The organism is Spirosoma daeguense (assembly GCF_054776875.1).
This window is the reverse complement of record NZ_BAAHBF010000002.1, coordinates 290,494-310,809: the sequence shown is the minus strand read 5'-3', so window position 1 is coordinate 310,809 and position 20,316 is coordinate 290,494. Positions and strand designations below refer to the sequence as shown.

The 20,316-nt window shown below is 48.9% G+C and carries 14 protein-coding genes; 2 read left to right on the top strand and 12 right to left on the bottom strand.

What is annotated here, in order from left to right:
* Nucleotides 1–14 precede the first annotated feature (14 nt).
* On the top strand, nt 15–1,007 hold the full coding sequence (locus tag ACYVD4_RS06175) for a sulfite exporter TauE/SafE family protein (RefSeq protein ID WP_460943489.1): 993 nt from the start codon (nt 15–17) through the stop codon (nt 1,005–1,007).
* Nucleotides 1,008–1,055: 48 nt separating this feature from the next.
* Entirely contained in the window at nt 1,056–2,129 is a 1,074-nt protein-coding gene (locus tag ACYVD4_RS06170) for a cobalamin-independent methionine synthase II family protein (RefSeq protein ID WP_460943487.1), read from the top strand.
* A 510-nt stretch (nt 2,130–2,639) separates the two neighbouring features.
* Here ACYVD4_RS06170 and ACYVD4_RS06165 read toward each other — a convergent pair.
* From ACYVD4_RS06165 to ACYVD4_RS06110, 12 genes are all read right to left on the bottom strand, one after another.
* On the bottom strand, nt 2,640–4,238 hold the full coding sequence (locus ACYVD4_RS06165) for an FAD-dependent oxidoreductase (RefSeq protein WP_460943485.1): 1,599 nt from the start codon (nt 4,236–4,238) through the stop codon (nt 2,640–2,642).
* A gap of 109 nt (nt 4,239–4,347) precedes the next feature.
* Entirely contained in the window at nt 4,348–6,063 is a 1,716-nt protein-coding gene (locus ACYVD4_RS06160) for an FAD-dependent oxidoreductase (protein ID WP_460943483.1), read from the bottom strand.
* A gap of 106 nt (nt 6,064–6,169) precedes the next feature.
* A complete protein-coding gene (locus ACYVD4_RS06155) occupies nt 6,170–7,186 on the bottom strand; it encodes a zinc-dependent alcohol dehydrogenase (RefSeq protein WP_460943481.1) in 1,017 nt (338 codons plus the stop codon).
* A 16-nt stretch (nt 7,187–7,202) separates the two neighbouring features.
* Nucleotides 7,203–7,571: a VOC family protein gene (locus ACYVD4_RS06150; protein ID WP_460943478.1), complete on the bottom strand. Its 369-nt coding sequence runs from the start codon at nt 7,569–7,571 to the stop codon at nt 7,203–7,205.
* The gene (locus ACYVD4_RS06145; RefSeq protein ID WP_460943476.1) at nt 7,568–8,020 is read right to left on the bottom strand and encodes a VOC family protein; all 453 of its coding nucleotides are present in this window, start codon (nt 8,018–8,020) and stop codon (nt 7,568–7,570) included. The genes ACYVD4_RS06150 and ACYVD4_RS06145 overlap by 4 nt, the downstream gene beginning before the upstream one ends.
* 67 nt (nt 8,021–8,087) lie before the next feature.
* Nucleotides 8,088–8,807, bottom strand: a complete 720-nt coding sequence (locus ACYVD4_RS06140; RefSeq protein WP_460943474.1) for an RraA family protein — start codon at nt 8,805–8,807, stop codon at nt 8,088–8,090.
* Nucleotides 8,804–9,505, bottom strand: a complete 702-nt coding sequence (locus ACYVD4_RS06135; RefSeq protein WP_460943472.1) for an SDR family oxidoreductase — start codon at nt 9,503–9,505, stop codon at nt 8,804–8,806. The genes ACYVD4_RS06140 and ACYVD4_RS06135 overlap by 4 nt, the downstream gene beginning before the upstream one ends.
* A 22-nt stretch (nt 9,506–9,527) precedes the next feature.
* Nucleotides 9,528–11,273 carry a sodium:solute symporter family transporter gene (locus ACYVD4_RS06130; protein WP_460943470.1) on the bottom strand — a complete coding sequence of 582 codons (1,746 nt, stop codon included), beginning with the start codon at nt 11,271–11,273 and terminating at the stop codon, nt 9,528–9,530.
* Between the two features lie 57 nt (nt 11,274–11,330).
* Nucleotides 11,331–13,298 (bottom strand): DUF4861 family protein, encoded by a 1,968-nt coding sequence (locus ACYVD4_RS06125; protein ID WP_460943468.1) that lies wholly within the window; start codon nt 13,296–13,298, stop codon nt 11,331–11,333.
* Nucleotides 13,299–13,321: 23 nt separating this feature from the next.
* Nucleotides 13,322–15,439 carry a heparinase II/III domain-containing protein gene (locus tag ACYVD4_RS06120; RefSeq protein WP_460943466.1) on the bottom strand — a complete coding sequence of 706 codons (2,118 nt, stop codon included), beginning with the start codon at nt 15,437–15,439 and terminating at the stop codon, nt 13,322–13,324.
* A gap of 79 nt (nt 15,440–15,518) precedes the next feature.
* The gene (locus tag ACYVD4_RS06115) at nt 15,519–16,955 is read right to left on the bottom strand and encodes a RagB/SusD family nutrient uptake outer membrane protein (protein WP_460943463.1); all 1,437 of its coding nucleotides are present in this window, start codon (nt 16,953–16,955) and stop codon (nt 15,519–15,521) included.
* Between the two features lie 13 nt (nt 16,956–16,968).
* The gene (locus tag ACYVD4_RS06110) at nt 16,969–20,151 is read right to left on the bottom strand and encodes a SusC/RagA family TonB-linked outer membrane protein (RefSeq protein WP_460943461.1); all 3,183 of its coding nucleotides are present in this window, start codon (nt 20,149–20,151) and stop codon (nt 16,969–16,971) included.
* Nucleotides 20,152–20,316: the final 165 nt, after the last annotated feature.

Below are 20,316 nucleotides of genomic sequence, written 5' to 3'. Positions count from 1 at the left end.
TTCTATATCCTGCCATGTCTACCCCAGAGCGTCCTGCACATCGTATTCCGATTTTGTATCTTCTGTTTCTGGTCAGCGTATTAAGTGGCTGGATATGGTACATGACATCGTTGCCCGACGTCAGTTTTCTGGTACGTCGGTGGACTGCAGCCTTAACAATGGTCCTGGGCTCATTCATTGCCGGTTCAAGTCCGGAGGGAAGTGCGGCAATTTCGTATCCGGTATTTACGCTATTGCTGAAGATTCCCCCACCGGTAGCACGTAATTTCTCGTTCGCCATCCAGAGTATTGGCATGACCTCAGCTTCGTTACTTATTCTAGGGCTACGGGTTCGAGTAGACTGGAATTATATCCGATACGTAACGCTAGGGGGTATTTTTGGCCTGATCTTCGGAACGTACTATGCTGTACCATTGATTTCGCCTGTTGCGGCCAAGCTTTTTTTTGTGTCACTCTGGCTCAGTTTCGGTATCACACTCTGGCGAGAAAATCGCAATCCATATCGCATCGTTTTTGATGCCATTCCCAATTTTCAGTCATCCGATATGATTCGGTTGGCGCTTTTCGGATTGGTTGGTGGTGTTATCTCGTCCATTTTTGGAACTGGCATTAACATTTTCACATTTTGTCTGGTCACTATTTTTTACCGACTTAACGAAAAAGTAGCAACACCATCATCAGTCATTATTATGACAATAGAAACGTTGCTAGGCTTTTTTCTCCATGCCCAGATTCTCCATGATTTTAACAATGAGTCGTTCGAATTATGGCTGACCTGCATTCCAATTGTCGTTTTCTTTGCCCCGTTGGGAGCCTTCGTCATTACCAGATTGGCTCGAACCATTATTGCTCGTTTACTCTACGCGATTTTAATCGTACAGTTTCTGGGTGCATTACTTGTTATTCGCCCATCAGCTTCTCAGTGGCTAATTTGTATTCTGACGCTAAGCGCTGGCTTAGGCTTTTTTGCATACATCGCCAGATTACGGCAACGCTCCGCAATCTAAAGACGTAATAATCTTCATTTAACTTCTCTTAACTCAACTACTACACATATGCCTTTACTTCGTACCGAACCGGTTGGTAGTATACCCCGGCCTGCTTACCTCCAACAAGCCATGACTGCTTTTGCTAGTGGCGATATAACCCAAACCGAACTAGATCGTTTTACAGATCAGGCACTTCAGGAAACCATTGCCGCTTTTGAGAAAACCGGATCGTCAGTTATTACAGATGGCGAACAATCCAAGCCTAGTTTTGCTACGTATCCTATTGCTGGCCTCCACGGTTTACTACCCAACGGCGTAGTTATCCCTTTTGCTGATGGTCATACACGTCAGCTACCAGTTATTTCCCAAAGCCCCTTTCGCTACGTACACTCAGCCGACACATTTTTAAAACGAGCTAAGAGCTATACGTCACTTCCGGTAAAGCAAGCGGTTATTTCAGCTTCGGCCATTAGCTTACTCTATCCACAAAGTGGTATCGAGGGTTATACTCAGGAAGCCTTTTTAGCCGATCTGGTTAATGAAGCGGAAACCGAAATCAGGAACTGTCTTTTGGCCGGAGCCTATAATGTTCAGATTGACTTCACAGAGGCTCGTTTAGCAATCAAGCTAGACCCCAGTAAGCAACTCTTACGTGCCTTTATCGACCTGAATAATCAGGTCTTAAATCGCTTCAGTGCTGCAGAACAAGCCCGGATTGGTGTACATTCCTGCCCTGGTGGCGATCATGATTCGACTCATAGTGCAGACATCAGCTACAGTGAGCTTCTACCCTATCTATTTGACTTAAATGCAGGCAATTTTTATCTGGAATTTGCCGCAGAAAAAAATAAAGCAAACGTATTATCAGCAATTAAGAAAAATCTTAAACCCAGTCAACGGGTATTTTTAGGCGTAACTAACGTACTGGACCCAAGAATTGAGACTCCTCAGGAAATTAGCGAGTTAATACTGGAAGCTGCTCAGATATTACCTGTTAATCAACTTGGCACAACTGATGATTGCGGCTTTTCCCCTTTTGCCGACGACGTATCGACAGCCAGAGAAATTGCTTTTGCAAAAATCAGAGCCCGAATTGAAGGCACTGCACTGGCAGACAAGAAACTTACAACAAGTTTATAGTTAATTCCATTGGAGGCTATTAGGTAGTTAGTCTAAAATCTTTTCTCATATGTTTGAAATATGACACCATCTACAGCTAATAGTCCTCCAACTACCTACTTCGTCTTGTTCATACTTTCGCAAAAATTATTGATTTAGTTAACCAACTATAAGGGCTATCGAAAAGAGCTGATTACCCAACCATGTATTCAACCCTTTTCGATAGCCCTTATAGTTGAAAACCCGAACAAACTGGTGGAAAGCAAAGGTGATTCCTCTCAATAAACTGGCCTAGTCTAAAGTCGAGAGTTCGGGCATTTTTGATACCTTGAACAATCAAATGATCGCTTATAAAAAAGACAAAATTCAGCGAAGTGTAACCGCTCTTAATCGAGACTCTATGGGCATGAATAGCTTGCAGTTATAACATAAAAATTAATAGAGTCAGGAAATTCCGATAGGCTGGCATTGACTGGATCAGGAAAGTCTAGACAACACAAGACGTGTTTTCTGGCTTTTGAAGACACCGATTTAATGTTGAATATCTTTGTCTTTCGTTCCGTTCCAGACTTGATGATCAATGCTGATAATGACCCCTCCCTGCTTTAGCTTACCTTGTAACTCAGATATATTCAGATTCTGTACGGTCTTTTTCTGGCTGACGGCCATTGCGGCAGCAATACCTGCACTGTTGCCAAGTTGCATCCATGTCGACTCGACCCGTAACGAACAAAAGCCTACGTGTGAAGCTGACAAGCATACCGGTACCAGCAAATTTGTACACTCATTAGCCTTGGGTGTGATAGTACGGTAGGAGATTTCATAAGGATTGGAGATGGACTCCCAGATTCGGCCTTCGTTGACAAACTGGGTTTTCGAAACAGCTACACGCTGTACGTGGTGGCTGTCAATCCAGTGCGAGCCCAAACAAATTGCATCTGGCTTGGTGCGCTCCTCCAGAATATCTTTCTGCGTATGTACATAAGCACCTACCATGCGTCGGGCCTCGCGCACGTAGAGGTAATATGGAAAATTCTCATTATCCTTAAATTCGTCTGCGCTTAGTCCATAAGCTGCGGTTTCTGTTCGCAGAGCTTCTGGAACGGACGGGTCATTGGCCAGATAGTACATTAGACCTAGTGTCCATGCCTTATGGTCAGCATAAATGGCCTGACGCTTAGTATTATCAGCATTTGGATAATCAACATTACCTCCAAAATGACCCAAGGAAATTATTGCCTTCTGCTTATTATTAGCTTCAAACTTCCCCTTGGGATACGTCCAAGAATATAGATCAATGATGTCACGTAGTTTTGTTTCGGGTTGTTTTTTAAGCAACCGAGTCAACAGCAAATACCGGTTCGGTTCGTAAGTAGCTGGTTTAGGAAACGGCCGACGGTCAGTGTTGGTCGATAACGTCAGGCGGAAGTTATAGTTCATAACGCGGTTACTGGCCTGCCCTTCAGTTAACGTAGCGCGCTCCACAAAACCCGGCAACAACTTACCAGCGTCATTATAAGGTGAGGCTTCAATTGGCGTATCAACAAACCGTACTCCCGCCAACGATTCGCCATACTTTTCCCGACTCTCCCGACCATGGGTATGAGCCACACCCGCGCTAGCCATTAAGTCGCCTTCATACGTGCAATCAATAAAAACCTTACCGGCCACACGTTCGCCATTTGTCAGGTTGATCGACTGGATAATCGGCCCCTTCTTCTGCACCGACTGCACATAGGCGTGGTAACGTACCGGCACATTGGCTTCCCGCAGTAAATCGTTAAGTATTTTTTCGGCTACGTGCGACTCGAAATAAAAAACAGGGCCATTTTTGCCGTAATACTTGCCCAGCCGTTCATAAAACTGAAGCGGTAGTCCAGAGTACGTTTCCTCAATCATATGCTCTGATTCAGCCGTACCTATACCGCTCGTATTCAGTCCACCTACATGTTTTGTAGGCTCGATAAGCAAAACGCCTGCTCCAGCCCGAGCTGCCGCCACTGCTGCCATGACCCCACCAGGCGTACCTCCATATACGACTACATCGTAGGAATTGGTCTGAACTGCCCTGCCGGACTGGAATGAACAACAGCAGAAGGCTACTAGAAGAAATAAGACAACTGATCTCATACCAAAAGCGGTTTTAGATAGGCAATAGGATTAACAATCTAATCTGATTTTCAGGATAGTACCGTATTTCATTAAGGATACTATCGACTTTATATGAACTATGTATTCGTCAATGCAAAGCCTGCTTTTTATCGGTCAATCGCTGGCCATCTTTTAGCAGTGTTTTCCGCAGCGTTTCGTAAGACAGGCGCTGTGGTGTTGTCTTAGCCTCCATAGATAAGACGGCTGCTGTGGCTGCTGATTGGCCTAAAATCATGAAAACTGGTTCCATTCGAATCGACCCGTAGGCAATATGTGAAGCAGAGACTGCAACGGGCACCAATAGATTACTACACTCGTTCTCTTTGGGAAGAATCGACCCATAAGCAATGAAGTAAGGCTTGTCGGGATGTACCCCGATATCTCCCTCGTTCTGCACAAAGCCATCGCCCTTCACAAACCGTTGCGAGTTGTGCGCGTCGAGTGCATACGAGCCCATGCCAATGGGTTGTGGTACGTCCGTTTTGCCCAGTGCGTCGGCTTCGGTCATCACGAATGTACCCAGCATTCGCCGGGCTTCACGAATATAGAGCTGGTGTGGCCAGTGTCCATTGTCGGTAAACTCATCTTTGGCTAACCCCCATTGCTGCATCTGCCTGTGTACATCGGCAGGAATGCGCGGATCGTTCGCCAGAAAATACATCAGTCCTTTTTGGTATACCTCATGGTCTTTAATGATTTCTTTCCGGCGTTCATACGTAGCGTCGGGGTAGTCATAGTTTTTGCCGATGTAGTCCGTGCTGAACGGGCCGTGGTTGTTGGTGTCGGTTTTTCGGTTTGGAATAGCGTCGTATTTCTGGAAGGTTTCGCGCCAGCCACTGGCAAAAACACGTGCCAGTAGTTCATAACGGGCAGGATTATAGCCCTCGGGTTTGGGAAACGGAACGCGGTTATCGGGATGGTTGCTTAGGCACATGCGAAAACAATACGTCTGAATTTTATGATCCCCTGCCCCATTGGGTCCCGGTTTGTCGGCCGATATTTCGGGCAATAAACCGCTATTGGGATCATCCGGAATTTTGTAGGGACTAATAGGCGATTTAAAATAGTGCTCGTGCTGAAATACACCCACCTGAACGCCATTCCAGGTTTCATTATACACACTGTTGGCTTCCCGCCCGACGTGGTAATTGACACCGGCAGCAGCCATCAAATCGCCCTCATACGTAGCATCAATAAATAATTTGCCTTCATAAATCTGCCCACTGAGGGTGCGAAACGACCGTATAGTATTGTTTTGTTTTTGAGTACCCGATGCGGAGCGATCGAGCCATTCGTTTCGATAAACCGGAATTTTGTATTCCCGAATAAAGTCTTCAAAGACTTTTTCGGCAGCATGTGGCTCAAAAATCCACATTGTACGGTTAGCCCCATCAATAGCCGGCGTCCCTTGGCCTTTGTTACCGTATTCTGCTTTTTTCTGCCATTTCCAGGCGGCCTGCCGCTGATAATGGGCGTATAAGCGTTGGTAAAACTCACGCGACAAGCCTCCAATTACTTCTTTATTGCCTGTATCGGTAAAGCCCAATCCCCCTGATGATAACCCACCCAGATGTTTATCGGGAGATACGATGATGACCGATTTGCCCATTTTTCGGACCTGAACAGCCGCTGTAACAGCCGCCGACGTACCGCCATACACAACAACATCGGCTTTGCGAATGGGAGGAAGGGCAACACAATTAGACAGTGTAATAACTGATCCAATCAGGAACAAATACACCTTGGTCATGTGGCTTGGCAGGCTGGGAATACCTGAATAACTGATAATGGAAGCAGTTTTCATTGGGAAAGAAGAGTCAGAAAAGGGTTAATAAGAAAGCTCTCCTGCATAACAGGAGGCTTTCTAAAACCAACCTATGTTACATTTGGGAACTACCCAGAAGAATTGGTCAGTTCTGGCAGTTGAGCAGATATTTCATACCTGCCGGGTTGGCATTCATGGCCTCAAAAATAGCCGGAGCATCGGCCAGCGGGGCAATCTGCGTAATGAGTTTGTCAAGCGGCAACATATCGGCTGCTGCCAGGGCAATCGCTTCCTCAAAATCAATGGGTTCATACACCCGTGCCCCTATCAACCTTAATTCACGCCAGAAAAAGCGGAACAAATCAGTTGCTTTTGGCTCAGCATGAATCGCTACCATCACAATCCGACCCCTCGCCCGCACGACCTGTGTCATGGCGGATACGCCCGTCTGCACTCCCGATACCTCAAACACAACATCAGCCATAGAGCCTTTAGTGAACAGCTCAACCTGCGTTACCAAGTCCGTAGTCGTCGGGTTAATTGTCGGTAACCTCAGCGATTCGGCCAGCGCCAGCCGGGCCGTATTAACCTCCGAAATCAGGACTTGCGCGCCTTTCTGTCGGGCGACAAGTGCAATCATCATACCGATAGGACCACCACCAATGACCACTACATGTTCACCCGGCTGTACTTCACCCAGCCTTACGTCATGACAGGCAACAGCCAGCGGTTCAATGAGCGCACCCAATTGCATCGGTAAATGATCGGGTAATCGGTGGAGGGTATAGGCCGGTACGTTCCAGTACTGCTGCATGCCGCCGGGGGAGTCGATCCCGATGAATTTCAGATTTTTGCCAATATGGTGCTGCCCATTATCCGATGGGTCTTCCACTCCCGGCAGTAAAGGACGTACCGTTACCCGATCGCCCGGTTGCCAGCCTAGCACGCCCTTACCCAGCGCGACAACCTCGGCAGAAACTTCATGACCAATTACCTGTGGTAGTTGCAGCCGCTGGGCCATGGCGCCATGATAGATATGTACATCGGTACCGCATACGCCACAGTAAGCCACGCGGAGTTGTACTTCGCCTGGTTGTGGAGGTTGCGGCTCAACCGGGTGAAGACGAAACGTTTTATTGCCGGTGAAAAATAAGGAGGTCATCGTTTTGTCCGTTCGATTAGCTGTAAAACATTTCCTTCCGGGTCAAAGAATGTGCGGACTCGTCCACCGCCAGTTGCGGCGAGAGAACACTCGACCACGTAATGCCGTAATTGTCCAGATGCTGAATGGCGGCAACTATATCGTCCACCTGAAAGGCCACATGTGACCAGCCTGGTGTCAGATTTGTCCGAACGGGCCGTGGCGTGGCATCAATGGGCAGTATCTCCAGTAGGGTACCGTCGGTGGCTTTTAATAGCCAGATAGGGCGTGGGTCCCGAAACCATTGTTCATACCCCAATACATCGCAGTACCAGGTGGCCAACTCGTCTACATTACTGGCAGCCACGGCAGGATGATCAATGCCGTTGATTTTGAATTTTTTCATGAAGGTTCGTTAAGGGTAGGTCTTTCCAATATCTGAAGCATATTTCCATCGGGATCGAACAGGCTGCGAACCTTACCGCCACCAATCGCATCGGTAACCTCGCCCCTCCAGGTTACATTTCTGGTATCGAGAAAAGCAATGGCCTCATCAAGATTGGCAACCCGTAAAGCTACATGCGACCAGCCAGGCGTCCAGGTGGTGCGCGTCGGGCGGGGGGTATTGTCTTTGGGCATTACTTCGAGTAACGTATTGTCGGGCGCACGGAGCATCCAGACCAATTTGAGTGTACCGATGTTCTGATGGCGAAACCACTTTTCGTAGCCGAACACCTTACAATACCAATTTGCGAGAACATCTACGTCATTGGCAGCCACGGCAGGATGGTCAATCCCGGTAAGTTTCAGTGTGTGCATCATTGTATCAAGTGGAGGATAGCTTCCGTTCGACATTCAGGAAACAGGTTGTTTTTCAACTGGGCTGGTGGCTCGGCCAGAGCAGTGTTCCAATGCATACGGATTAGAAATAGCCCCCATTTTTAACGACATCGGTTGGTTTCATTCCCCCTTTTACCATTCCCTTGATTTCATCCTCTTTGCGCAAAATGCCCTCAGCGGCTACCAATACGTCGTAGGCAATGGCCTGCGGAATGGCAATCACACCATCGATGTCACCGAAAATCCAGTCACCGGGGTGCACAGTAACTTCGCCCATCAGGATGGATTTCTGGTAATGGTACATGCGGAAACGTCCCAGCATACCCGTATTTGCTTTGTATTTGTGAAACACCGGAAAACCCTGCTCAAGAATTGCCTGCGTGTCGCGAATCCCGTTGACAACCGCTCCCCTGCAGCCTATTTTCAGAGCGGCCATTGTCATCACCTCACCCCATTGCGAGGTAATGACATCGCCAGTGCAGTCCCAGACAACCACCGAATTTTCGTACAGATCTTCGAGCATTTGCGCCCGCATTTCAAACTCGCCATCGGTTGTGATGTCGGGGCCGCCCTTTACGGTAAATGCCAGCCCGGCCAGTTTCATGGATTCACGCAGGGGGGTGAAATCGGCAGGCAGGCTGGTTGTATGCATCGCGTAGTTAAACCGTAACACATCATTGACCGCACCCGTATAGAGTTTCAGGTAGCGATCGCGCATCTCGGCTACAGGGATTGGAAATGGTGATGGTGGTAAAGCAACGGAATGGCCGTTGCCATTGGAGTGGAGTAGGTTCGATATCATCCGGCTAGATAGTTCATATTGTCAAAATTGATTTCCCGAATCACGACGTAATCCGGTTGATTAAGTACGAAGGTGATCACGTTGGCTACGTCGTCTACTTTCAGAAATTTCTCCCGGGCCACCTTGCGGTCGCCCCAATAGTTACTGTCGGTGGGGCCGGGATTTACGTCAGTTACTTTAATACCTTCCTTGATCACCTGATCGGCCAGACCACTGCTAAGTCCCCGCGCTCCAAATTTCGAAGCTGCATAAATCGGTGCGTTGGGATTAGTCCGTTGCCCAGCCATAGAAATCAGGGTAACAATATGCCCTGTCTTCTTCGGCTTCATAATTTTCAGGGCTTCCCGGGTACACAGGAAAACACCCCGCATGTTGACGTTGACCATCTGTTCGTAGGTCTCCAGATCGGTCAGCGAGAGATCGGTGGTCAACACACCCATACCGGCGTTGTTCAGCAATATGTCAATAGTCCCGAACGCTTCCAGACAAGCTAAAAAGCCCGCTTTCACCTGCATTTCGTCGCTTACGTCGCCCCGAAAAGAGCGTAGGTTTTCGTGAGACACCTCGTCGGCAAGTTGATTTGTGCGACTAAAATCGAAGATCTTCACGCCGAGGTCGAGCAACTGGCGGGCCGTGGCTCGGCCAATGCCGCCCGATGCTCCGGTAATAAAGCAAACTTTATTTTCCAGGTAATTCATACTATTCAGGTTGAGATGGTTTTTAATCTTGCGAGAGTGCGGATTTCATAGCTGGTTTTTTATTGATAACAGCCGCCATTTTTCGGGCTTTGTACCACAAAAAAGCGGAAAGAAGCAAGCATAGAATCCCGGCACCCATGGCCAACTGGCCACTTAGCAGCGTATGCGAAGGCAGGCCCATGACGACGAACATGAGGCCCGTCAGCCCAAAGGCAATACCGTACATGAGTTTGATCGCATCGGCAAAAGCATCGTCGTTTTTGCTTTCCTCGACAGGCACAAACGGAATGGCCAGTTTATCAAAGAAAGCGGCCACCCGCTTGTTGTAAGCGGTATTGGTCGATTTAAAATACCCCGACACAATAAATACCGTAAAACAAAAAATGATCTCTACCAACGTAGCAATTGCCCATCTAATCTCTTCAATAACAGCAGGACCGGCGAGGTTGAAATAGTCGTTTTTTACGAAGAAGACGTGCAGCAGAAACCCCAGAGCTATGCCGCCAAAGAGTGTGACCAACGCCCCCCAGGGTTTCGGTTTCGCCATCAATATTCCCACGATGACGGGAACAATCATGGGTACGGCAAAAATGCCCGCCAGTAACTTATTGGCCTCGAAAGCCCCGCCAAACCCGGCCACAAACAAGGCCCCAACGGTGACGATGCCGCCCACCAGCAAGGTCATCAGTCGGCCAACAAGAAGACTCTCTTTCCCGCTGGCATCGGGCCGGAATACGCGTTGGTAAATATCCCGGGTCAGTACGCTGGCTGTTACGTTATATTCGGCACTGAGTACCGACATAGTGGCGGCAAACATGGCGGCCATCATTAATCCCATAATACCCGAGGGCAATAATTTTACGCATAAGCTGACGTAAGCCATTTCGGGGTTAGGAAGATTAGGCAGGATAACCCGTGCTGCTAAGGGTGGAAACAGGAAAATGATCGGGAAAACAAAGAAAAAAAACGCTGATAAACCCGCTAATTTTTGTCCATCGGTTTCGGTTTTGGCGCTGTAAAAACGCTGGATGAATGTCCAGTTGCCCAGATACCGTATGATGAGCAGAATATAATACGTGGTTAACCAGAGCGGGATGCCTTTTTTGCCGTTAAACCAGGTCATATTTTGGGGAATTACCGCCTGCATATGGTCGATGCCACCAGCCGCCTGATAGGCCAGTGGCACCAGAATCAACGTCGCAAAAAAGAGGATAACAAACTGTACTACGTCGGTCACGATTACGGCCCAGAATCCCCCAACGACCGTGTACAGGGTCACAACAATACCACAACCAATGACGGCGGTTTCAAACGGCATCCCCGAAGCTGCCGTGATAAAAAGTCCGATGGAATACAGCTTTATCATATCGTCGAGCAGCTTAAATACCACACCACTCCACGAAAACAACTGCCGGATCGGTGCATTGTAACGCGTTTCCAGAAACTCGACCGGGCTCATGATTCCTGCCCGTTTCCAGCGTTTGGCGAAAACACCAATAGCAATCAGGGAAGGGAAAACGGTACTCCAGATCACCGTCATGGCCACTAGCCCATCCGAATAGGCAATGCCGGCATAGGCCACGAAGATGAACGTGCTGAATTTTGTCATGAAGTTGCTGATCCCTCCAGCCACCCACGAAACGCCACTCCCGCCTTTGAAGTAATCATTGATGTTTTTGACGTAGCGCCCCAGAAAAATACCGATCCCGGACACCATCATCATGTACAGCAGGATTGCTGCGTAATCAAGTAGTTTGAGTTGATTCATTGCGCTTAACGGTTAAGCAGATGACAAATGCTTATTTTCGGGTTATTTCACATTCAATCAGAAGGTTAGCCTGCGTAATTCTTGGTTGATATAGTCAAGCCATTGCTGCTTCGATTTAATCTGTGGATTTTTAGTCCAGCCAGCACCCACGTAATAGGTGACCGGTTGCCCTGCTTTCACGTTTATGAGCATGAACTGGTCTTTCTGATAGTTAGCAAACCCCTGAACAATACCCGGACTGGCAATAACGGCTGTACCTAGTTCCCCATTTTGGGGCAGGTAAGACTCCCAAAGGGTAAGCGTTCCGGCTTGTTGGTTCGCCAGCACTTCGGGCTTATTGGCAAACGAAATACCAATAGCAGCCGTGAGCGGGCCCTGATAATCGGTCTCGAACGTACTGACTACTTTAAACAGATTCGTTCCGAGCTTCATACTGATTATTTTCCGTTCCGCTACGTTGAAGCCGTCAATTACCCAAGGGTCGAATAGTAGCTCAAAAGAAATTTCATCGTCCGTACTTTTCAGAACACGGTGATGGCTATACGTTTGGGAGATGTACGGTTTATTGTTAAACCAGATAGCGGTTCCACCATTGCCTCTGCCAAAGCCCACGTGAAAAAAATCACAGCCTTCACCCCGATCAATGTGATACTGCTGTCCTTTCCCTGCCAATTGATACCATTTATCAATGATGGGATAACTGACTGATTTTGTCCAGATGTCGATGCCACTGCTGACTCGATCCTTCACAGGAGGGCCATATACCCGAAAGGCAATGCGGTCGTTTTCCCAGAGTATATTCCCATTGGCTTCCGGCATGTACCGTAGAAAAGTCCGGGGGCGGGTAGTTTCGGCGTAACTGCCCATTGGCTGCCGGGGTACTACCTGATTGACACCTAATTTAGCGGCTTGTGTAAAGGCTAAAACAACGGGCCCAAAGGCATGGTGATCGTTGAAACTGACAGTCTTTCGTGTATAATCGACTTTAGTACCTTTTCCCGGACAAAGGCATCCAATACACGTATTACCCACGGAACCTTCCTCCGTGATATAAGCCAGATATCCACTTAATCCTTTCCGGAAAGCTGCCAAATCGGACGGATTAAGCAGCTTTTTTTCAAGGGCGATACCGATACCATAGAGCAAAAGGCCACTGCCCGATGTTTCGACAAACGAAGTAGTATCGGTCATTTCCTGATGCCACAAACCATCCTGATTCTGGTACGTCAGTACCGTCTGAAAAAAAGCTTTGGCCAGACGGTTCACCTCTTTTTTCTGCGGGTGACTATCGGGCAAATCCCGCACTAGTGTTGCCAGCGCAAAGGCACCCCAGCCATTCCCCCGGCTCCAGTTGTCCTGCGAAACGACTCCTTTCCCCTGAAAACCGCGCCCCTGGTGGATCAATCCATTGGGGTCATGGAGAATTCGGAATAACTCCAGGGTTTCAAAAACGGCTTTGTCTACATACTCCGGTTTGTTCAGGGCCAGACCACTGTACAATAAATAAGGCGTCACGGCAAACGCTACGTCGATAAACACCTGATCGAGGCTGTCTTTGGCCCAGGTAGCGGTCAGAATTCCATCAGAGGAGCGTTTTTGCGTCGTATACAGTTTGTCTGCTCCTGTCATAACCTGATCGCGGAAGGTAGCCGACTTCTTCAGCCAGTACAGATAAGCCACTCCACTGCCCCCTACTTCATAGCTGACAAAACTCCCTCTGCCATCAATTTTTTTACTGCGGAACTGCTCAAACAATTCCAGGGCCTGCTTCAGGTTTTTAGGGTCTTTTTGCAGGACACTTAGTTCGCTCATGGCGTGCATCAGCAGACTACCGGGGTACAGGCCGAGATCGATGGTTGCCAGACCTTTGTGCAGCACCTGATCAGCAATTACCAATGAACTAACCGGTTTAAGGGCAACTGACTGGGCTGATTTCTGAGCCTGAACCACTGGACTAGTTATTACCATGAACAGTATTGCACACAACGAAAAAAGCCAGCGATCAATTGAATAGGAACGTAGCATGGTCTATGAGGTTCGATTTAGGTTCAGGGCATATTGAATGTTTCCGTCCTTCCATTTTTGGTTAGGCGGTAGGTCTGTTCGTCAAACACGAGCTTGTCTTTCCCAATGCTAATCGTATTTGCAGTATGCTGAACAGGTTGTGAAGCCCCCCCTTTTTTGGTGGGAAAAAGCACGGAGTAAAAAGTCATTTGGGCGGTGGGTGCTTTGTTGGAAACGGTCAGCTCAATGGCGCTACCTAGCTTACCTTCGTTCTCGCCACCGGGGCTGTAATCGCGCTCGGAGCCGTGCATATACCCCTCTCCGATCGTGGAGGAGAGCATGGTATTGGCAAAAACGTGGATGCCCAAATCTGCCTGGGGCCGTTCAAACTGCCAATGGCTATCGCTTTTCTGAGCCAGTTTTCCCTTACCGTCACGATTGTTAAGATGCAACCGATATGAGAATTTGTGGGTACTGTCGGTGGCTACCTCCAGTCGGTCTACAATGACGAAATAACCGGGGTCGCGCACAAACAGCACCGACCGACGCGCTTGTTTCATCGTGGGCGCATAGGCACTGGCGGCTTCACTGACGAGCAAGTCGGCCATGTCACCCGCTTTGCTGAGAATAACTTCAGCTTTCGGTTTACCACTCACCCAAAAGGCCGAATTGTCCAGACCCTTACTCCAGGAATTTAGCCCTTTGCCGGGGAAACGCTGGTTTTTATCATCGATGGTAATGGTGTTGGCTGCTCGCGTCGTGTAATCATACATATAATGCAACGGGCTCCGGTAGGAGGCCGAACCGGGCGAAACAACCAAGTATTCACCGTAGGCACCCAGCCCAATTGAATGTAGCTCGGCACGCTGGTGATTGAATTTGATGAGCGACCCATCGCCAGAGCGCATCCCCAGTACAATTCCATTATCAGCCCAGGTTGACCGGATATAGCAGTCGCCACTGTTGAAAACTTTGAGCAGCGGTAACCGGCTTTGTTCAGGCGATTTGGGAGTTAACGGATCACCTTTGACCGAAAAGGCTAACAGGGCTTCTCTAAAATCACGGTTGCGGTCGAATTTTTTGATCAACCAGGCGGCAAGAGAATCCTGATACAGGGAGGACAGCAGTTGATTGACAGCTATCGAGGGCGAACTCGAATAGGCATTGTCGCCATAATGAATAACAGTCGGCTCTAGTTTTCCCGCCTGACTTGTGTTGAACAGGTACGGGTAAACTTCCCACTGAGACGAATACCGTAGGCCCGATGATGAAAAGGTCGATTGCCGTTCTGCTTCAGTCATAGAGAGCACGGCAGATAATATTGACCCAATAGGGTAATTAAAATAGCCAGTACCCTCCCCGTAGCTGCCATCTTTTTCGATGGAGCCGTTCAGGTACCCAATCATCGCCTGCCGGGCTTTTTCTTTTGCGTCATTATCGTTGAAATATCGAGCTGCGACAAAAGCCCCTGAGCTAATCACCGCCGTGAAATTGCTTAAGCTTGGTGTTTTAAGCCAGTTCAGGCAGGTCTGTAATCCTTTGTTTCGCAGCGCCGATTCCACCCGCGCTTTTTCGTCCGGCGAAAACAGCGCTCCTGTTGCCGATAACGCCACTGATACACCCGTACAAACGGCGGCTGTTTCGATCATGCCTAAGGGCAGCTTGGGGTTATAGCCTCGTAGTTCGGCATGAACCCAGAATTCGTATGGTAACTCCGTAATATGCAGCAAATGAGCCCGTATGAATTGGCCGAGATCCCGTTGGCCGGTGAGCATGTAAACCAGCGACAGATTTTCGAGTTGCACAATGGAGTAAATGTACCGGTTAGCTGCAAAGCCGGTTCGGTTCAAATCCCATTGATTGACGACGTTCGCCGTGTTTTCTGCCTGCTTTTTCCACATGGCTTTTCCCTCCGCATCATTCAGCAGGTAATTTCCCAATCGGCGTAGCGTCGGCTGGTCGCCGTAGACCATTCCATCAGGGTAACGGTTGATTCGGGTCAGGTCTATTTTGAAGTTATCGGCCTCTACACGAGAAATATCCGTCGGGCGCGGCAATCGCTGGTTATCGAAAATGGGAAATTTTGTGTTCTGGGCCCACGCACCCTGACCTACTACACTGAGCATGCACAGTAGTAACCCCATCAGCCTCCTCGATTTCATATCGTTCTTCATTTTTAAAGAGTTAGCATACAGTTGAACCAACCCATTGACCCTACTTAAGAAAAAGGGTATTATCTACTCAATAGCCCGGATTTTGCGTCAATTTACTGTTCAGCAAAACTTCCGTCTCCGGAATAGAAAACAACGTCCGGTACGCATCCGGGAGCATATTACTGGTTGCTCCGTCAAGGCTGGCGTATTTGGCTTTGAAAGCAATCATCGTACTGATCGCTTTATCCCAGCGAATCAGATCGTGCCAACGGTGGCCCTCAAAGCACAGTTCAACCCGCCGTTCCTGCTCAATAGCCAGTTGGGTGTCGGTTACAGACAGCACCGTTTTAGCCCCCAGGCCGGCCCGTTTACGCACGGGGTTAAGCTGCGTCAGGGCTAAATCGGTTTTGCCGTTTCTGTTCAGAGCTTCGGCATACATCAGCAGCACATCGGCGTAGCGGATGATAGGCCAGTCGTTATCTCCTTCACCAACCGCCATAACATTATACACAAATTTTCTAGCGTAGTAATTGGTTGGCTTTACCGACTCATCCACCGCTACGTAGGCTGTTTTTCGCTGATCACCGGTTTCAAAGGCATTGAACAGGTCCAGTGTGCCAATGTTGGAGTTGCCAGCAGCTACGCTCGTGGCGTTGGCTGTCGAAGGGGCAAATGCATAAGAGAAGGTGTTGCCCTCGCCATTCCCAGTGCTGAGGTATTGACAGGCAAACACGATCTCGGCATTATTGTCATTTCCAGGCCCAAACACTTTGGTCAGGTCGGCCAGTAGCTGGTATCTGCCTCCGGCCACAACCTCGGCCAGTTTCGCTTCGGCCTGTGGCCATTTTTTCTCCTGTAAAAACACTTTACCAAGCAGTGCTTTAGCGGCCCCACTGGTTGCCCGACCTACATTAGCCCCCGTATACGTAGCGGGGAGGGCCGTTTCGGCTTCGCTCAGGTCTTTCTCGATCTGGGCATACACATCGGCTATTGGTGTTCTTACCAGATTGAACGCTTCCTCCTGGGCAGTGATTTCTGTAAGCACCAAGGGAACATTGCCAAAAAATCGAACTAAATTAAAATACATAAGCGCCCGGATAAATTTGGCTTCGCCCACAAGCTGGGTTTTCGCAGCAGCACGGGCGAATGTTACCTGATCGGCATGAGCCAGAGTTATGTTGGCCGCAGCAATGACGCCATAGGCGTTATTCCAGAAACTGGCGATGGGAGCAAACGAAGTTAACCATGTCAGCTTGTCGAACGGACCGTGAGCAACTTCGCTGGCAGAGATAGTCCTGGTGTTGTCGGAAGGCAACTCAGTGAACTGAAAATAACTGTTGTAGATGGGACGCATTGACCCATAGGCCCCGGTGAGCGCTCCCTGAATATCGGCTTCGGTTCGGTAAAAGCCACTGACCGGGATAACGTCCTGAGGGGTCAGGTTTACGAAGTTGGCACAACTGGAAGCGCCAACCAGCAAGGTTGCAAGGAGCAGGCTACGGGTAAAAGAAGTTATTGGTTTCATAGGAGGAAAAGGGTTAGAAGCCAATGGTTAAGCCGCCAGTAAACACACGGGTGCCTGGGTACGTACTCTGGTCTACGCCCGGCGTAATCAGGGAGCCGGTATTGATACTGGCCTCAGGATCGTAACCGGGGTAGCTGGTGAACGTGAACAGATTCTGCCCCGTCAGATAAACTCGCATGCGCTGGAGTTTGAGCCGTTGAAGCACGTTGGCCGGCAGCGTATACCCAATCGTCAGGTTACGAACCCGCAAAAACGATCCGTCGAATACCTGTCGGTCGGTAAGCTGGTTGCTGGGCGTGTATCCACCTGCCCCAAGCCGGGGGAAACGCGTCTCTACGTCAGGAGAAGCGGGGTCCCAAGTGTTCTTATACACTTGGTGCGACGTGTTCTGGGCTCCGAAGTGCTGCCGCAAAATCCCCTGAATGACATCACGGCCCTGCACCCCCTGCAACAACAAGCTCAGGTCGAAGTTACCGTACTGAAACGACTGCGACAGACCGTAAATAAAATCGGGGACACCTTTACCAACCCGGGTCCGATCACTCTCGTCGATTTTGCCATCACCGTTCTGATCTTTGATAATCCAGTTGCCAACCCGATCACTTTTGGTACCTGTCTGTGCGTACCGGTCCAGATCAGCTTGTGTTTTAAAGATGCCCAGTACCTGAAACCCATACATATTTCCTAGGGGTTGGCCTACGATCACCTGATATGAATTATTCCAGCCATTGATGGACGCGACCGGCACGAACGAATCCACTCCGCCCAAGTCAAGTACTTTCGTGCGGTTTCCGGAGATATTACCGGAAATGGCCCAGCGCAGCTTATTGACATTGACAGTGGTACCAAGGGCCAGTTCTAGTCCCCGGTTTTGCAGACTCCCAATGTTTGTCCGGATTGTGTTCGCATAGCCGATCGCACTTGGCAGTTGGCGGTTTTGCAGCATTCCTTTCGTAATGCGGCTATAGTAGTCGACTGTCAGTGTAATTTTATTATTAAGGAGCGTCATATCCAGCCCCAGATCAGTCTGCTCATTTTTTTCCCAGGTCAGATCCGGATTAGGAAACCCATTCTGCGTATATCCAAACGCTCGTCCCCCACCAAAACTGTAATTGGTATTATCCATGCTGTTGAGGTAATTGAAGCTGCCGATGTTGGCGTTACCGGTCTGCCCGATACTGGCTCGAACCTTCAATTCGCTCACAATTGGCCGGATAACTTTCCAGAACGGTTCTTCGCTCACCCGCCATCCCAGCGACAGTGACGGGAAGACTGCGTACCGATTGTTAGGCCCAAAACGTGATGAAGCATCTGTTCGCAGCGCTCCGGAGAACAGGTATTTCTTACGAAAATCATACGTAAAGCGTCCACCATACGACAAAAACGCATTCTGGTCGTAACTCAAACTACCCACCAGATCGGGAGAGGCCAGTGGATTTTCGATTAGCGTATTCGTCACCGTTCCCGTTCTGGCGGAAGTGGCCGTGTTGCGCCCCTGAAACTTTTGCAGGGAGAACAACCCCAGCACTGCAAAACTATGCGCGCCTACCTGTTTACTGTAGTTGAGCGTATTTTCCCATAAGTAATCGACCCTAAAATTGGACCCTTCGCGGGCAAAAACCGAACTGATGACCGGGGTTGAAATATTGGCTGTCCTCGCCGATTCGGAAGCCATTGTCGCTGGAATATAGGCGGATTGGTTGTCAATGGTAATGGTTCCTCCCCCCGCCGTTTTCAGTTGTAGCCCCGGCAAGGGCGACCATTCCAGAAATGTATTTCCAAATACCCGGTAGCTGGTGATGCTGTTCTGATTCAGATCAATCACCGCTTTGGGGTTAAATACGTTAACCGTGTAGAACGTTGTGTTATTGGGGCCTATCAACTGGTTATTTGGTTGCGCATAATCGCCATTGTCGATATAGATCGGCATAGTTGGCGCAACCATCAGGGCCAGTGACGTAGCATTCGGTACGGCACGGGTTCCATTATTGACGCTACCACTACTGGTGTTCCAGGACCCCGCAGTGGCCTGTCTGTCCTGTACGGCGTAGGACGGGGCCATTGAAATACCTACTTTCAATTTGGGACTCAGGTTGGCATCGAGGTTAAACCGCACATTGAAGCGATCAAAAGCCGATCCTCGTAATACACCGTCCTGCTGAAAATAACCTGCTGAAAGATTGAACCTGGCCTTTTCGGTGCCACCCGATGCCGATACCTCCACATTGCGAATGACTGCATCCCGGTAAATCACGTCCTGCCAGTCCGTATCGGGGAGATTACCGGCATTAGCTGTCCAGCTACTGGGTAATGCTTCTGGCGTGCCTATTGTACCCGTTGTGGTGTTGTAGGCGTTAGAACGGACTCGAATTGTTTGCCAGTCGATATATTCGTCGCGTTTCAATACATCGATTTTTTTGGCTATGCGTTGAAGGCCCGTGTATGCCGATACGGTAAATGCCGTCTTGCCAGCCTTACCACGTTTAGTCGTTACGATAACGACCCCATTGGCCGCCCGCGATCCGTAGATAGCTGTCGACGCAGCATCTTTTAATATCGATATGTTCTCAATGTCGTTAGGGTTGATTAGGTTGAACTGAGCCGGGTCTTGCAACGGGTAGCCATCGACCACATAGAGTGGGTCGCTGTTAGTGCCAAGCGAGGATCCTCCGCGAATCACGATGGCCGGCGGGTTACCCGGCGAGCCTCCCTGTTCGGACTGAACCGATACCCCCGGAGCCAGGGCAGCCAGAGCCTCTCCCGGTGTACTGACCGTTTGCCGACTAATGGCCTCCCCCTCAATTTTGGCGACGGAACTTGTAACAGTCTTGGCAGATTGCTCGCCATAGGCAATCACAACTACCTCACCCAACGTTTTAGTATCTGTTGTCAGGCGGACATCAACCACGTTCCGCCCGTTAACGCTAATCGTTTGTGGCTGGTAGCCGACAAAGGAAAAAATCAAGGTTACATTGTTGGCTGGCACCAGAATCTGATAGTGTCCGTCGGCGTTGGTTGACGTTCCAGCCGACGAATTTTTCAGCACGACCGTGACACCCGGAAGCCCTTCCCCTGTTTCGTCAGTTACGCGTCCTGAAACGGTTTGTGTATTTTGTGCCAGCGATGTTAGGGCGAAACATAGAAGGTAAAAACAAAGCAAACTCAATTTTTGGAACGAGATTATGGATTGTCCCATACAGTATATATTATATCATTGTTGAATTTAAATTTATCAATGCAATACTATACAATAGATCTGTATTTGACAATATTTTTTCTATATAAATTTTAATTAACGATTGCACTTTAGACTTACATATTAATTATATGATAATCAATATAGCTCTGTTAAAATCAGGCA